This is a genomic window from Pedobacter sp. N23S346, assembly GCF_048515415.1.
Lineage (GTDB): Bacteria > Bacteroidota > Bacteroidia > Sphingobacteriales > Sphingobacteriaceae > Pedobacter.
In genome coordinates this window covers 586,555-603,115 of the sequence record NZ_JBLYEE010000002.1, presented here as the reverse complement: position 1 = coordinate 603,115, position 16,561 = coordinate 586,555, and the positions used below count along the sequence as shown (strand labels likewise).

Annotated in this window: 14 protein-coding genes and 1 riboswitch; of the genes, 8 read left to right on the top strand and 6 right to left on the bottom strand. The window is 37.6% G+C overall.

What is annotated here, in order from left to right:
- Positions 1–22: 22 nt before the first annotated feature.
- Entirely contained in the window at positions 23–1,249 is a 1,227-nt protein-coding gene (locus tag ACN1CD_RS06385; protein WP_419129495.1) for a multidrug effflux MFS transporter, read from the bottom strand.
- A 146-nt stretch (positions 1,250–1,395) separates the two neighbouring features.
- Between ACN1CD_RS06385 and ACN1CD_RS06380 the strand changes: the two genes are divergently transcribed.
- Both ACN1CD_RS06380 and ACN1CD_RS06375 read left to right on the top strand, forming a co-directional pair.
- Positions 1,396–2,166 (top strand): queuosine precursor transporter, encoded by a 771-nt coding sequence (locus tag ACN1CD_RS06380; RefSeq protein WP_419129494.1) that lies wholly within the window; start codon positions 1,396–1,398, stop codon positions 2,164–2,166.
- Between the two features lie 28 nt (positions 2,167–2,194).
- Positions 2,195–2,650 (top strand): hypothetical protein, encoded by a 456-nt coding sequence (locus ACN1CD_RS06375; RefSeq protein ID WP_419129493.1) that lies wholly within the window; start codon positions 2,195–2,197, stop codon positions 2,648–2,650.
- Positions 2,651–2,729: 79 nt separating this feature from the next.
- On the opposite strand, the gene ACN1CD_RS06370 is transcribed toward ACN1CD_RS06375, so the two are convergent.
- The 3 genes from ACN1CD_RS06370 to ACN1CD_RS06360 form a co-directional block, all read right to left on the bottom strand.
- Positions 2,730–3,974, bottom strand: coding sequence for a homoserine dehydrogenase (locus ACN1CD_RS06370; RefSeq protein ID WP_419129492.1), 1,245 nt, complete (start codon positions 3,972–3,974; stop codon positions 2,730–2,732).
- 175 nt (positions 3,975–4,149) lie between these two features.
- Positions 4,150–5,238 (bottom strand): homoserine O-acetyltransferase family protein, encoded by a 1,089-nt coding sequence (locus tag ACN1CD_RS06365; RefSeq protein WP_419129491.1) that lies wholly within the window; start codon positions 5,236–5,238, stop codon positions 4,150–4,152.
- Between the two features lie 44 nt (positions 5,239–5,282).
- Positions 5,283–6,614, bottom strand: a complete 1,332-nt coding sequence (locus ACN1CD_RS06360) for an O-acetylhomoserine aminocarboxypropyltransferase/cysteine synthase family protein (RefSeq protein WP_419129490.1) — start codon at positions 6,612–6,614, stop codon at positions 5,283–5,285.
- A 301-nt stretch (positions 6,615–6,915) separates the two neighbouring features.
- Positions 6,916–7,026: riboswitch (SAM riboswitch) on the bottom strand.
- 214 nt (positions 7,027–7,240) lie between these two features.
- On the opposite strand from ACN1CD_RS06360, the gene ACN1CD_RS06355 reads away from it, so the two are divergent.
- A complete protein-coding gene (locus tag ACN1CD_RS06355) occupies positions 7,241–8,248 on the top strand; it encodes a hypothetical protein (protein ID WP_419129489.1) in 1,008 nt (335 codons plus the stop codon).
- A 179-nt stretch (positions 8,249–8,427) separates the two neighbouring features.
- On the opposite strand, the gene ACN1CD_RS06350 is transcribed toward ACN1CD_RS06355, so the two are convergent.
- Positions 8,428–9,543 (bottom strand): trans-sulfuration enzyme family protein, encoded by a 1,116-nt coding sequence (locus ACN1CD_RS06350; protein WP_419129488.1) that lies wholly within the window; start codon positions 9,541–9,543, stop codon positions 8,428–8,430.
- Positions 9,544–9,663: 120 nt separating this feature from the next.
- Between ACN1CD_RS06350 and ACN1CD_RS06345 the strand changes: the two genes are divergently transcribed.
- From ACN1CD_RS06345 to ACN1CD_RS06330, 4 genes are all read left to right on the top strand, one after another.
- Positions 9,664–10,158: a hypothetical protein gene (locus ACN1CD_RS06345; RefSeq protein WP_419129486.1), complete on the top strand. Its 495-nt coding sequence runs from the start codon at positions 9,664–9,666 to the stop codon at positions 10,156–10,158.
- A gap of 276 nt (positions 10,159–10,434) precedes the next feature.
- On the top strand, positions 10,435–11,628 hold the full coding sequence (gene mqnE / locus ACN1CD_RS06340; protein WP_419129484.1) for an aminofutalosine synthase MqnE: 1,194 nt from the start codon (positions 10,435–10,437) through the stop codon (positions 11,626–11,628).
- 121 nt (positions 11,629–11,749) lie between these two features.
- Entirely contained in the window at positions 11,750–12,373 is a 624-nt protein-coding gene (locus ACN1CD_RS06335) for a histidine phosphatase family protein (protein WP_419129483.1), read from the top strand.
- Positions 12,374–12,416: 43 nt separating this feature from the next.
- Positions 12,417–13,151, top strand: coding sequence for a menaquinone biosynthetic enzyme MqnA/MqnD family protein (locus tag ACN1CD_RS06330; RefSeq protein ID WP_419129482.1), 735 nt, complete (start codon positions 12,417–12,419; stop codon positions 13,149–13,151).
- A 145-nt stretch (positions 13,152–13,296) separates the two neighbouring features.
- Here the strand turns inward: ACN1CD_RS06330 and ACN1CD_RS06325 are convergent, their stop codons facing one another.
- Entirely contained in the window at positions 13,297–13,611 is a 315-nt protein-coding gene (locus tag ACN1CD_RS06325; RefSeq protein WP_419129481.1) for an HPF/RaiA family ribosome-associated protein, read from the bottom strand.
- Positions 13,612–13,887: 276 nt separating this feature from the next.
- Here ACN1CD_RS06325 and mutS point away from each other — a divergent pair, with 276 nt between their 5' ends.
- Positions 13,888–16,503: a DNA mismatch repair protein MutS gene (gene mutS / locus ACN1CD_RS06320; RefSeq protein WP_419129480.1), complete on the top strand. Its 2,616-nt coding sequence runs from the start codon at positions 13,888–13,890 to the stop codon at positions 16,501–16,503.
- Positions 16,504–16,561: the final 58 nt, after the last annotated feature.

Sequence of the window (16,561 nt, the reverse complement as noted above, 5' to 3'; positions counted from 1 at the left end):
CATTGCAATCCTGAGGTTATGGTTAGTGTGCAACTATTGCGGCATCAGCCGAAGCTTCAACTTCTGTTTTAATCAACCTTCTGCCAACTAGTAAGCAAACCATTGCAATCAATGCAGCTGCTGTCATTACAAGTGGCATAGGTATTACGGAATGTTCGCTAAATAAACTCACCAACACCGAAGCCAATGCACCCAATCCCATTTGTAGTGCACCCATTAGTGCAGAGGCACTTCCTGCATTTTTACTGAATGGAGCCAGTGCCAAGGCTGCTGCATTTGGATTGATGAATCCCAGGCAAGATAAAAATAGGGCAATAAAGCCCAATGTTAAATAAAGATTGAGCCAATCGTTTAAGGCAAAAATCAGGAATATAATACTGAATATGCATTGTGCCATTAATGCCCAGGTTACAATTTTTTTACTGCTAAACCACTTCAAAATCAAGCTATTTAATTGGCTCGATCCAATAAAAGCAACTGATAATAACGCGAAGATCCATCCGTAACCAGTTTTGCTTACTTCATAAATCTTCATAAAAACCGTAGGTGATGAAGATACATAAGCGAATAAACCAGAAAAGGTAATGGAACTGATTAAAGCGTAGGTAGAAAACTGAGGCGCTTTTAAAACTGTAAAAAAGCTATTTAAAATTGGCTTGGGTTTCAGCGAATAATTCGGATCGGGCTTATAACTTTCTGGCAATTTAAAGATAGAGGCCAGCAAGATCAGAATGGCCATAATGCCCAGGAATACAAATACATACTGCCACCCAAGTGCAGAAATAAGATAACCACCTGCAGTAGGAGCAAGCATTGGCGAAACGGCAATTACTAACATCAGCGAGGCAAAGACTTTCGGACTTTCTTCTACCGTAAACAAATCCCGAACCATCGCGATAGAGGCTACTGCAGTGGCGCAACTTCCAATAGCTTGTACAAAGCGCAAAACAATGAGTTGATTTACATCTGTAACCAATAGACATAAGAAGGAAGAAAAAATATAAAGTGCAAGGCCAAAGTATAATGGTTTTTTTCGGCCAAATTTATCTAAAAGCGGCCCATAAAGTAGTTGACCAGCGGAGATTCCAATGAAAAATGCAGATAGTGAAAGCGCTACTGATGATTCGTTTGTTTTCAGATCTTTTGCAATATCAACAAAACCTGGCAAATACATGTCAATAGAGAATGGTCCAAGCGCTGCCAATGAGCCTAATATAAGGATGAGAGAGAATTTATTTTGCTTAGCCATGATGATTTAGTTTCCGAGGCGCAAAGATTGGCAGATTTATTTTCTTAACCTACTTTTTAACCCGAATTTTGTAAAAAGATAGATCCTTTAAAAATTAACAGAAGAAATTATCATTCTGATTTGAATTATCTTTAGATTTATGCACTATGACTTTTAAAACCAAAGAAAGCCGCTTGTTTCTCGTTCTGGGATGTTTTTTTGTCGCGAATGCGATATTATCTGAGTTTATTGGAGTCAAATTATTTAGTGTGGAGGAAACTTTAGGAATTAAAAAGTTCGACATCAATCTGCTTGGTGTTAAAAATCTTTCTTTTGTAATGTCTGCCGGTGTATTAACCTGGCCAATTATCTTCATCATGACGGATATCATTAATGAATATTTTGGCGTGAAGCAGGTTCGTTTTCTATCGATTTTAACATCCATTTTAATCGCCTTTGCCTTTTTGGTGGTTTGGGGTTCTATGCATTTGAGCGCCGCCGATTTTTGGGTACATCAGAAGATAAATGGTGAAGATTTGAACATGAATAATGCTTTTTCGGGGATTTTTGGTCAAGGCATGTGGATTATTGTTGGTTCCATTATTGCTTTCATTGTGGGCCAACTGGCAGATGTATTAATTTTCCATCGCATTAAGCGCGTAACAGGAGAAAAAGCTTTGTGGTTGCGTGCTACTGGCTCTACGTTGGTTTCGCAATTAATCGACAGTTTTGTGGTGATATTTATAGCTTTTTATTTAAATCCTCAATATCACTACAGCTGGCAAATGGTTGCCGCCATCGGCCTCGTAAACTATACCTACAAATTCTTGGTGGCTATTTTGATGACACCAATTTTATACATTGTTCATGCCATTATTGATGGATATCTCGGAAAAGAGCTTGCACACAAGCTTACACAAATGGCGGGGAGAGGCTAATGTTTGTTAATTAATAAACTTCTTTAAGATGAGAATAAAATATTTATTACCTGTTATATTGATTTCATTGGTATCCTGTTCAGCTAAGGATGAGAAAACCAATGATTCTACACCCGATATTCAAGGCACATGGCGTTTATTATCTGCCACAACAATTGAAAATGACAGGACTCAAGTCACCGATTTTTCAGGCGATCTCAAGATGATAAAAATTATTAACGGTACGCATTTCGCATTCTTGAAACATAGCGTAAAGCCTAACGATAGTACCAGTTTTGATGCCGGCGGAGGGCGGTTTACTTTCATAAATGATGACTACACTGAACATTTAGATTATTATAAGGACAAAAACTGGGAAGGGAAAACCTTCAAATTTAAAGTAACTTTTGATGGAGATACTTTAATTCAAAAAGGGGTGGAGAAAGTAGAAAAAGCAAAGGTAAACCGAGTAATCATTGAAAAATATATCAGACAGAAGCCTTAATTTATAATGCAAAAGGCCGGAATCGCTCCGGCCTTTATACTTAACAACAAAACAAATAAAAAAATTAACCTTAAAATATCTAAATAGCGGCAAGTTCTTCAGCAAATACATTCTCCGCTACTTGCTCTTGTTTGTAAATCTGTCTGCCGGTATATGCAATAAACACTTCTGTATCGAGGAGCAAATCACGGTTTTTGATGAGGTTTTCTAATTTCACCGTACCAATAACATACTTAAAATTACTTGCGGAATAACGCTCACTGATCCCATCAAATGCCAATAGTGTAATTAAATCTTCATCAGCATAGCGCAGGTAAACTTCCAGTAAAATATCTTCTGTATGTTTTACGCCATTCCCTGAATGATATTTTTTGTATTCATAACGATAGTCATAACGTAAGGCAGCAATATCAGATAATACCGCCGCACCCGTCGGATGCCCGCCAGCGCCTTTGCCAAAGAAGAATTGCTTATCAGCGAAAGCGGCCTGAACAGTTACTGCATTGTATTCATTTTCAACGTTATATAAGAAATCATCTTTCGCCACCAGCTTAGGCAATACATAGGTAACAATGTCAGTTTTGTTCACCTTCCTGGCAGTAGGTACCAATTTAATTTTGAAATTCTTTTCGCGGGCATATTTGATATCGTTCGAAGAAAGATTCTGAATTCCAATATTTAAAATGGCATCAGGGTTTACAAATAAACCGTATGCGTGAGCAGTAGCAATAGACAATTTATATTTTGGATCATAACCTCCAACGTCCAGGATAGGGTCAGTTTCGGCAAAGCCTAAGTCTTGTGCTTCTTTTAAGGCTGCATTATAGCTTTGGTTTTCATTAAAGATTTTTGATAAAATGTAATTCGATGAGCCATTAAAGATTCCGCTTAACGCGTGGAAAAGCTCATTATCATAGTATTCTTCCAAATTTCTGATGATTGGAATACTCCCACAAACTGCACCTTCATAAAGTAGTGAAGTACCATGCTCTTGCTGTAAATCTACCAACTCCTTTAAATGAGTGGCAATCATTTTCTTATTTGCAGAAACTACATTTTTACCGTTTTTTAATGCGGTAGTTACAATTTCGTAAGCGGCATCTGCATCGTTAATCAACTCCACAATGGTATTAATTTCCGAATTATTAAGGATCTCATTGCGATCTGTGGTGAATAGATCTTTATTGAGCGTACGTTTTTTCTTTGGATCTTTTATCGCAATTTTTATAATTTCAAGATTCAGATTCTGACTTTGGATGATATCTAATAATCCTTGTCCGACAACTCCGAAACCAAATAAACCAATTTTTAAATTCTTACTCATGTTTTTTTAATAGTATATAGTACTTAGTATCGAGTATCAAGACCAGGCGATCTTAAGCCTTCCGCTACTAAATTTGTTTTTACGTTATTGTTTTTTTCTTAAGCTTTAAACCTTTAGTCTTTAAGCTTTCATCTCTAAGCTTTCGCCTTTAATCTTTCAGCTCTAAGCTTTTCTTTTATGCAGTATGTTGCAACTTAATAATCTTCTTATCTCTGCTTTCTTTAATAAATGTTCCGATGATGTTGGTTAGAGCATTCGTTTCAATTAAAAAACCATCATGGCCATATTCAGAGTGAATCGCAGCAAATTGTGCATTGTTAATCTGGTCTGCCAGGTATTTTTGTTCCGATAATGGAAACAGAAAATCATTTTCAATTCCGATTACTAATGTATTTGCAGTGATCAACTGTAGCGCTTCTGCAATGCTATTTCTATTGCGGCCAACATTATGGCTATCCATCGCTTTCGTTAAATAATAATAGCTATAAGCGTTAAAGCGGTTAATCAATTTCTCTCCCTGGTAATTCTGGTAAGAAGAAGCCCTGAAATGATCCGTTTTATCGTTTACGCTTTCCACCTGCGTGTTGCCATAAGCATTATAAGTTCTATAGCTTAAAAGTGCAATGCTGCGAGCAGTTTTAAGGCCTTTACTACCGCCATTTGGTTTGTTGGCAAAGAAAGTTCTATCTGTAGCAATTGCCAAACGCTGACTTTCATTAAAAGCAATTCCCCATGGTGAATGTACCGCATTAGTGGCTACAAGGATTAAATTTTCGATCCGTGAAGGCTCAATAATTCCCCATTCAACTGCTTGTTGTCCACCTAAAGAACCGCCAATTAATAACTTAATGGAATCGATTCCCAAATGATTCGCCAATAACTGGTGTGCGGCCACAAAATCGCGAATGGTAAACTGGGGAAAAGCCAGGTAATATGGTAAGCCAGTCGCCGGGTTTATACTTAATGGATTAGTAGTGCCATAATTAGAGCCTAAAACATTAGCACAAACGATATAATGATCTTCCGGATTGAACAAGGCATTCTGCCCAAATAACCCTTCCCACCATTCAAATACATCTGCATTTGCTGTCAAGGCATGACACACCCAGATAACATTACTTTTGCTGGCATTAAGCTCGCCATAGGTTTGATAAGCGATTTGAAGGTTTTTAATCTTTTGTCCGCTTTCTAATTTGAATGACTTATTGTGATGATATGTTGCCGCTAAATGCGCTGAATTGCTATTGTCTATACTGTTTTGCATGTTGTAATGTACTGTAGTTTAAAAAGCCTGAATTATTTGCGCTGTTATGCATGTGTACTTTCTGCATTTATATCAGCGCTGATGGCTGCGAAAGCTTGTTCGAAATCTGCCTTAATATCATCAATGTGTTCAATACCAACCGAAACCCTTAATGCGTTTGGTTTTACTCCGGCTGCCAATTGCGCTGCATCATTCAATTGCTGGTGGGTAGTGGCCGAAGGCTGAATAATCAGGGTTTTTGCATCGCCAACGTTAGCCAGGTGGGAAACTAGTTTTAAGTGATCAATAACCTGACTTGCATTTTCTTTGCTTCCGTTCAGTTCAAATGATAAAACACCACCAAAACCATTGCTCAGGTATTTTTTTGCAAGATTATGATAAGGGCTGCTGGCCAAGCCAGGGTAATTAACTTCCTTCACTAATGGATGATTCTCTAACCAGGTGGCGAGTTCCAAAGCATTGTCTACATGGCGTTGCACGCGAAGCGACAAAGTTTCCAATCCTTGTAATAAAAGAAATGAATTGAAGGGTGAAAGGGCAGGACCCAAGTCTCTCAGACCTTCGACACGGGCACGAATAATGAATTGGATGTTCCCGAAAGGACCGCCGATGCCGAAAACATCATTAAAAACCAATCCATGGTATCCTTCGGATGGTTCCGTGAATTGCGTGAATTTTCCATTTCCCCAGTTGTAGTTTCCACCATCTATAATAACGCCACCAATACTGGTTCCATGTCCGCCGATCCATTTAGTAGCAGATTCTACTACAATGTTTGCACCGTGCTCCAATGGTTTAAATAAATAACCACCAGCACCAAAAGTATTATCAACAATAAATGGGATATCAAATTTCTTAGCAATGGCAGCAATTTTTTCGAAATCAGGAACACTGAAAGATGGGTTTCCTATGGTTTCTAAATAAATCGCCTTAGTTTTTTCTGTAATTTTTTGTTCAAACTCCTCCGGAACATCAGGATTTGCAAAATCAACCTGAATGCCCAAACGTTTAAAAGTGACTTTGAATTGGTTGTAGGTTCCGCCGTAAACGTGCGAAGAGGAAACAATCTGATCACCTGCTTCCAGAATATTATGTAGCGCAATAAATTGAGCCGCCTGGCCAGATGCAACTGCCAATGCAGCCACTCCGCCCTCTAAAGCCGCAATTCTTTTTTCAAATACATCTGTGGTTGGATTCATCAGGCGGGTGTAGATGTTGCCAAACTCCTTCAAAGCAAACAGGTTTGCACCATGCTCGGCATTTTTAAATCCGTAAGAAGTAGTTTGATAAATAGGGACTGCTCTTGAACCAGTTGTTGGATCTATTTCCTGACCGGCATGTAACTGAAGGGTTTCAAATTTATATGAAGCTGACATAATTTTAATAAGTAAAGGAGTGGTTAACTGTTAAAGGAATAAGTTTTTCGTGCTTTCGATGATCATCTTAAGATTTCAAAAAAAGAAAAATCTAGGTTAGGGGCGTATCCTGAATAATCAGGACCTTCCAGTTTGAAAATAAACAAATGAGGAAGTTTTTTAAATTACTATATGCAACAGCACATACAAGTAATTACCTGCATATCGCAACAAATAAACGGAATAGAAGAAATTTCTATTTGTTTTGGTTTAAGACTTGGTTCGCCCTGCGATTGAAAATTTAATGCATTCATCAGTTTTTAATTTATAGCACCAAATAACACCATGTTAATTGGTCAGGAATTGGCACCTTCTCTTTCTGAGGGTTGCCAGTGGGTCATGGAGCCAGTCTCTCGCCACTTCTTTATAAATCAATCTGACTAGATTGACTTTTATTTTAGCTTGCCGCCAAATAATATTTCAAATGTGAGAATTTAATTTGAATACACAAAATAAAATTTTGAAAATTTAATAAATTAATGTTTTTGAAGCTTTTAGTTTCTTAAAAATTGACCTCATCAATAATTAATAAGAAATTAACGGTTAATATTTTAAGTTTGTATAACCTATTTAAATCTAAATTGTTAATGAAAAACGCTAAAATAATCTGTTTTGCGCTGTCAATATTTTTTGCCAGCATCAATAATACCCACGCGCAGTTCGGCGGGCTTAAAGACAAACTTTTAAAAGTGGGTACGGCCCAAGGTGCAAAGGCACTTGGTGTAGATAAATTTTTAAAACAACCAGGTGCAATCACCACCAGTTTTGAAGATGTGAATCGAGAGGGCGAAATGATGCCTGATTTTAAAGCAACCTTAAAAGCCCAACCGCTATATTTATTACCGAAAAATCCGGATGGAGGCTATGTACTTTGTGAAGGACTTTATGAAATGGCCAATAAAAGTTATTGCCTTATGGCAGGTACTTTTGCGCCTTCAAAAGGTGATGGCTACATGTTCGCGCCGGTATTGGGATCGAAAGAGGCAGTAGTTATTGCAATTATTAAAAGTGCAGAAAAACATCCCGAAGTAGAGCAGCATGATATCCAGGCATTGTTATGGACGATTATTGCCCGTACCAGGTTTGCCAATTATAACGGACAGGTGAAGGTTACTGCATTGAAGTTATTAAGTCCACAACAAATTACCATGCTTGAAGGCGGCGCTTTGGGCGTGCTTCCATTTGATGTAATGGAGAAAGCAAAAGACCAGTTGCCATCCGGTTTAAAGGCAGTTTTTGAGGCCGAAAATAACATCCGACAACTGGTATCTTCCGGAAACTATACTTATGCAGATATGGAAAAATATGCCATCATCGCTGGCATGGCACCTCCAAGAGCTGATGTACCAAGCGGAATATGGACAAAACACCCAGATGGTTATTTTGTGCGTTATTTCCCATCAGGCTATTCTATTACAAGGGTTCAGGTATATGTGCCGAAAGAATTAATGGCCTCGGGAGTCAAACTGGTTTATGATGCTGCAGGAGATATTGCCTGTCCTGCAAACACTGGTTCTCAAAGGTTAGCGCAAACCAATGAGCCTTTGAATGCTAATTATAGCCTGAAACTGACAACAGTTTGCAACCCAAAGTAATTCATTAATAAGTGATATAATTTTTAGACAGCTTCTTAATTCGTATTGATTTGGTCATCGGATGAATATGGCATTAATACCATATTCATCCGATGACCAAATTTACCAAGCCTTATTATATTTCTTAAAGCAGTATTTATTCAACGTACCCAGGAACTTCGGTTTGCAATAAGCCTTATTTATGCTAAAGCCTGTGCTAAATCGGCGATAATATCATCCACATGTTCCAAACCAACCGATATTCTTAATAAATTTTTTGGCGTTTTACTATCAGGACCTTCTACAGAATAACGGTGTTCAATCAGACTTTCCACACCTCCTAAACTCGTTGCCTGCGCGAATAATTTAACCTTATTTACCACTCTGCTTGTAGCTTCCACATCTCCTTTAACCAGGAAAGACATCATTCCACCAAAATCTTTCATTTGCTTTTTGGCTATCTCGTGCTGTGGATGTGTTTCCAGTCCCGGATAAAAAACAGCCTCCACATTTGGATGATTAACCAGGTAATCGGCTACAATTTTTCCGCTTTCGCAATGGCCTTTCACCCGATAAGCCAGGGTTTTGATACTTCTGCACAGTAAATAACAATCAAAGGGTGAAGGCACTGCACCACCTGTTTGCTGAATATTTTTGATTTTCTCCCAAAAATCATCTTTTTTTGCAGTAACGATTATCCCGCCAAGTATATCGCTATGGCCGCCTAAATATTTCGTACTGCTGTGCATCACAATATCAGCACCTAATAAAATCGGATTTTGTAAAACAGGCGTACCAAAGGTACTATCGCAAACCAATATAGCGTCATTTGCCTTCGCAATTTTTGCTATTTCTTCAATATCTGTAACCTTCAACAAAGGATTTGATGGTGTTTCAATCCAAATCATTTTAGTGTTCGGTTTGATGGATTTTTTAATCAGCTCCAGGTCTGTCTGATCTACAAAATCAAATTCCAGGGAATCGTTAAAAATGGTAAGCAATTGCTTTTTAATACCCCAATACATATCATCTGGTGCAATAATATGGCTTCCAGGTTTTAGCGCCTGAAACAAAGACATTCCACAATTATTACCCGATGCAAAAGCGGCGGCGTCTTCACCATACTCTAATTTGGCTAAAGTGTTTTCTAAAGCAGACCGATTTGGATTACTTACGCGACTATACATATGTCCGCCAGGATAACCGCCATCTTCATCACGAAAAAAAGTTGTAGATAAATTTATTGGAGGCGTAACATCCCCGGTAGTATTTTTTACAAGATTAGAGGCATGAATAGCAAGAGTTTCTGGTTTCATAATTTTTTTCTTTATATAGGTTAACAGGTTCGCAATTTAATAATTTGATGCAAATTTAATCGTCATAATTGTTTTGGCAAGATTTATGTAATCAGTTCTTCGAAATTAAAAAAAACTAAAATGAAAAGATTATTTATAGCTATCGCAATAGCATGTTCTACTTTGGTTATGTTACAAGGTTGTTCTTCTACTAAAAACGTTTCTACAGGAATTAGTGGTGGAAGAGGTACAGTTACAGGTACTTGGGTATTAAACAATATTGCTTTAGAAGGTCTTCCGGATCAGGCTGTTCAAGGTTTATTTGGAGAAAAATCGTACAAATGTTTTCAGGGAAGTACCTGGAAGCTTACTAATAGCGGAAACGGTTCATATACTTTACCAGCATCAAGTACCTGTGGTGAGGTAATGCAAACCATTTTCTGGTCAGCAACACCAGCAGAAGAAACGTTTCAATTTAAGAAAATCTTTGAAGGTGATAAAGCTAAAAACGTAACTGAAGGTTATCGCTTGGTGTTAACGCAATTATCAAAAGGCAACATGGTAATGAAATCTCCAATTGAATTCGGTGGAAAAACAGCTAATATCGTATTAACGTTCTCTCCAGCAGCGAACTAATATCTACTTACGAAAAACATCATATGAAAGCACTTCTGAAAAGAGGTGCTTTTTTTTGTTAGTGATGGGTATAGTAGTGATTGGTTTATGAGTTAAGCCATTAAGTCAAGTGTAAATCTTCGCTATATTTTAATAAACTTTTAAGCATTGGGTTTAAGCACCCTGACAAATGACTGCTGAACTAATGAACTATTGAACCATCAATGTCCGTTTGTTACAAGAAAATGATTTTCAAATCGCCTCAATATTGTATTTTTGTTCGAAATGAAATCAGGAATGACAACAACTGCAGAAGTTGAGAAAATATTAGCTGATACTAACTTATCAACTGAATTACAAAACATAGCATATAAAACACTTCGTGGCGAGCGAATAACTTTCAACGAGGGCGTTTATCTTTACGAACATGCCGAATTGGGCTATCTGGGTGTTTTGGCAAATTACATTAGAGAAAAAAAACATGGCGATAAGACCTATTTTAATCGCAATTTCCATTTAGAACCTACTAATCTTTGTGTATACGATTGCAAGTTTTGCTCGTATTCCAGATTGATTAAACAAAAAGAAGAGGGTTGGGCTTTAACGATGGAGCAAATGCTCGATATCGTAAAGAAATATGACGATGAACCTGTAACTGAAGTGCATATTGTTGGTGGTGTTTTACCACAATATGATGTTGCTTTTTATTCAGCATTGTTTACTGCTATTAGAGAACACCGTCCTGATTTACATGTTAAAGCATTAACACCGGTAGAATATCACTACATTTTCAAGAAGGCTAAAATAGATTATGCTACAGGCATGAAGCTGATGAAAGATGCAGGTTTACAATCGATGCCGGGCGGTGGCGCTGAGATCTTCCATCCGGAAATCCGGGAGCAGATTGCTAAGGATAAATGTACTGGTGAGCAATGGTTAGCGATCCATGAAGAATGGCACAAACTCGGAATGAGAAGTAATGCGACGATGCTTTATGGCCATATCGAAAGATTCGAACATCGGGTTGACCATATGGAGAAACTTCGCGAATTACAAGATCGTACAGGTGGTTTCCAAACTTTTATTCCTTTAAAATTCAGAAATCAGAATAACCAGATGAGTAATACGCCCGAAGTTTCGGTAATCGAAGATTTAAGAAACTACGCTATTGCGAGAATTTATATGGATAACTTCGACCACATCAAAGCCTATTGGGCGATGATTAGCAGAGAAACCGCCCAATTATCGCTGAACTATGGTGTAGATGACATTGATGGTACTTTAGATGATACCACCAAAATTTATTCTATGGCAGGTGCAGAGGAGCAAACGCCTGCAATGAGCACAAAAGAGTTGGTAAATTTAATCAAGCAAGTAGGTAGAATTGCGGTAGAACGCGATACATTGTACAATGTGGTTACAGATTTCGAACACGTTGTTTTCGAAGAAGATAAGAAGCCTCAATATTATAAGTTGCCAGTAGTAAATTAATTTTGAATGTAAGTTTAGAATGATTGAATATTTGCACAGTCGAAAATTCACTCATTCTCTAACTCAAAATTCACTCATTCATTAATTCACTCATTCATTAATTCTCTAATTCAATCATTAAATGAAGAACATCTATATCATCCGTCACGGCGAAACAGAATTAAATAAGCAGGGGATAGTACAGGGCAGGGGAATCAACTCTGATTTGAATGACACGGGGAGGGCGCAAGCTGAGGCCTTTTATCAGCAGTATAAAAATATTTCGTTTGATAAGATCTATACTTCAGATTTAAAAAGGACCTGGCAAACCGTTCAAAGGTTTATTGATTCTGGATTACCATGGGAAAAACTTTCTGGCTTAGATGAGTTAGCTTGGGGAGTTTGGGAAGGTCAGCCTAATAGTGAAGAAGCCCGGGACGCTTTCCGTGAAATGCTTCAAACCTGGGAGGATGGCAATTATACCGCACATTTTGAAGGCGGAGAAAGTGTACAGGATGTATACGAACGTTTGAAGTACCCAATGGAGGTTTTGTCTACCAGACCTGAAGAAGAAACTGTTCTGCTTTGTATGCATGGTAGAGCCATGCGGGTTTTTCTTTGCTTGTTGCTTGGGAAGCCATTAAGTGAAATGACAGGCTTTCCACATCAAAATACTGTTTTATATAAGATGGGTTTTGAAGATGGAAAGTTTACCGTTCTCGAATTTAATAATGCTGTTCATTTGGATGGTTTAGTAATTGGTTAATTCGCTTAACGCTAAACGCGTAGCGCAAAACATTAATAATACTTTGAATAAGATTAAAATATCGGCGGTAGCCTATACAAATACTAAAGCTTTCATTTACGGATTAGAACATTCGGACATCATCAATAAAATAGATTTAAGTTTAGATATTCCTTCAGACTGTGCTGCGAAAGTAATAAGTGGTGAGGTAGATATGGGTTTAATGCCTGTAGCTGCAATTCCACTGGTCCCTAATGCAAATATCGTAGCTGATTATTGTATCGGTAGCGATGGGGCTGTAAATTCAGTTTTTATTTTTAGCGATGTTCCTGTTGAAGAGATTAAAACCGTAAAGCTGGACGCACATTCCAGAACGTCAAATAACCTCGCTAAAGTACTGCTTAAATTTCACTGGAAACAGGAAGTAGCATTCACCACCAACCCACATGCAAAAACCGATGCTATTGTGTTAATTGGCGACAGGACTTTTGGCAAAAAAGACGATTACGCCTATACTTATGATATGGGTGAGGAGTGGAAGAATTTTACCGGCTTGCCTTTTATGTATGCAGCTTGGGTAGCAAATAAGGAAATTTCTACTGAATTTAAAGCTGAATTTAGTGCAGCCTTAAAACTCGGTTTAGATCATAGAAATGATGTTTTGAAAGATTTACCTGCAACACCTAATTTTGATTTGAAAGATTATTTATACGAAAAGCTTCAATTTGAAGTAACTGAAGACCGTAAAAAAGCGATGAATTTGTTTTTGGGTTATATTGAGCAACTAGAAAAAGTATAAAATAATAAGAGGCTGTATAGTAATTATTAATTTATATTAAGATTTGTCATGTTGAGCTTGTCGAAACACAGTTAAGAACACTTTTTAAAAGTCCTTCGACAGGCTCAGGATTACATTTCAAATTTATAATACAGCCTCTTAATTTCTAATGCGCCTTCAATTTTCCAGCAATCGTTTCTAATTTACTTTTTAACTTAGAAATTGCTCCGCTTAATGCTAAATCATAATTATTCCCTAAGTTAGTTACCGCAACAGGTTCTTTACCAACAATTTTGGCTTCGAGTAGGCAACGTTTATCATCCAAGCCATCCTTGCTTCCATTCTCATCTGATAAATGCACTTCGATACGGGTTATTAAATCCTCGAACCTGCCTAATCCATCGTTAATTGTGCCTTTAATTTTGTCTTCGTATTCCTGGTGTATAGTTAAGTTTTTGTCGGTGTTTAGTTGAATCGTCATAATGATTTTATTAAGTTAAAACTATACTAATCTAACAGTTTTATGCAGAAAACGTTTTAAATGGCAATGGTTAAGTTTTAATTCGTTGATTTTCAGTCGAACATTATTTTAGAATTTTTATTTTTCTCGCCAGAAGAGATTATTTTTAGCTTACACCATAAATTGGCAACAGGCAAAGCCATGTTAAACCGTAAATAATCTTTCAATTTTTCAACAAAACAGCTATAAAAAGCAGAATCGTGTTATCTTTATAGCTTTTGCAAATTAATTTCAGTTTTGGCTAAAGACACGAATAAAGAAACCCCATTAATGCAGCAATACAACGCAATAAAGGCGAAGTATCCAGGTGCATTACTACTGTTCAGGGTAGGCGATTTTTACGAAACTTTCGGAGAGGATGCTATCAAAACATCACAAATTCTAGGTATTGTTTTAACAAGAAGAGGTACCGGGCCAAATGGTGGTGCTTTAGAACTTGCGGGTTTTCCGCACCATTCTTTAGATAACTATCTCTCAAAACTGGTTAGGGCAGGGCAACGTGTGGCCATTTGCGATCAGTTGGAAGATCCAAAAGCAACAAAAACCATTGTTAAACGTGGTGTTACCGAACTCATTACTCCCGGTGTAGCTTATGGTGATAACATTGTAAATCAGAAATCTAATAACTTTTTAGCCTGTGTTTTCTTCGATAAAACACAAATGGGCGTTTCCTTCCTGGATATTTCGACCGGCGAATTTTTAATCGCGCAAGGCAATAGTGATTATATCGATAAGCTTTTGCAAGGTTTTAAACCTACAGAAGTAATTTTTCAAAAGTCTAAAAGGCAAACCTTTACCGAAAATTTTGGAGATCGGTTTTACACTTTTGGTTTGGATGACTGGCCCTTCACTTCCGATTACGGAAATGAAACATTGATGAAACATTTTGATGTAACTTCTCTGAAAGGCTTTGGAGTAGATCGGTTACAAAGTGGAATTGTTGCCGCAGGTGTAGTTTTACATTACTTAGGCGAAACAGAACACCGAAATCTACAACACATTACGTCCATCAGCAGAATTGAGGAAGACCGCTACATGTGGCTGGATCGTTTTACGATTCGCAATCTGGAACTGGTAAATTCTCCAAATGATAATGCGGTTACCTTATTTGATATTTTAGACCATACCTGTACGCCAATGGGCGCTCGTTTATTGCAAAAATGGATTATTATGCCTTTGAAAGAACTGAAGCCTATTCAAGAACGCTTGGGAATGGTAGACTACTTCGTAGTGAATAATGAATTACAGGAAAAGTTCTTAACTCATATAAAACAAATTGGTGATTTAGAAAGATTAATTTCTAAAGTAGGTTTGCAGCGGGTTGGTCCGAGGGAGTTGGTGGCTTTGAAACGAGCACTTTACCATATCGAATCTGTTAAAAAGCTGGCTGCTGATTCTAAAAATCCATATCTGATTAAAATTGCTGATCAGTTAAATCCGTGTTTTGCCATTCGGGACCGGATTGAAAAAGAAATACAGCAGGAGCCACCTGCAGTGCTGATTAAAGGAAATGTAATGGCTGATGGTATTGATGAAGATTTGGACCGCTTAAGAAAGATTGCATTTGGCGGTAAAGATTACCTTGTTCAGATTCAAAAGCGTGAGGCTGAAGCCACAGGAATTCCCTCTTTAAAAATCGCCTTTAATAATGTTTTTGGTTACTATTTGGAAGTTACCCATACCCATAAAGATAAAGTGCCTGAAGGTTGGATTAGGAAACAGACCCTGGTAAATGCAGAGCGATACATTACGCCTGAACTGAAAGAATACGAAGATCAGATTTTGGGTGCTGAAGAGAAAATTCAGGTCATTGAAATCCGATTATACAATGAACTGATGTATGAAACAGCAGGTTATATTAAACCCATTCAGTTAGACTCTTTTCTGATTGCACAGCTGGATTGTTTGCTTTGCTTTGCGCAGCTCGCTGAAAAAAATCATTACAATAAACCGAATGTAACCACTAAAAAAGTGCTTGATATCAAGGGTGGCCGCCATCCGGTAATTGAGAAGCAGTTGCCTGTCGGGCAAGAATATATCACCAACGATGTTTATTTAGATACAGATTCACAGCAGATTATCATGATTACTGGCCCCAACATGGCGGGTAAATCGGCAATTCTGCGCCAAACTGCATTGATTGTACTCATGGCTCAAATGGGTTCTTTTGTGCCAGCCAAAGATGCCGAAGTTGGAATCGTAGATAAAATTTTTACTCGTGTAGGCGCATCTGATAATATTTCGTCAGGTGAAAGTACATTCATGGTGGAGATGAATGAAACCGCTAGTATCCTGAATAATATTTCAGATGATAGTTTAATCCTATTGGATGAAATAGGACGTGGAACGAGCACCTATGATGGTATTTCTATTGCCTGGGCGATTGCCGAGTTCTTACATCAACATCCTACGGCGAGGCCAAAAACACTTTTTGCAACGCATTATCACGAATTAAATGAGCTGGCGAATACCATGCCGCGGATCAAGAATTTCAATGTATCAGTTAAAGAGATGACGAATAAAGTGATTTTCCTTCGAAAATTGATTCCCGGAGGAAGTGAGCATAGTTTTGGTATTCATGTAGCAAAAATGGCAGGTATGCCTCCAAAATTAATTGGTCGTGCAAATGAAATTCTGAAGAAGTTAGAAATTGATAGAACTGAGGGGCAGAGCATTAAGGATAGCATTAAGAAAGTTCAGAATCAGGCTTACCAATTACAAATGTTTGCCATTGACGATCCTGTTTTAGTCAAAATTCGCGATACGCTTAATAACCTGGATGTAAATGCGTTAACGCCAGTGGAAGCCTTGCTGAAATTAGATGAAATACAACGGCTGATAAAAGATAATTAGTTGTAAAGTGATACAAAATCGAAGACTTTATTTTTAGGTACTGATCGAAATACACATC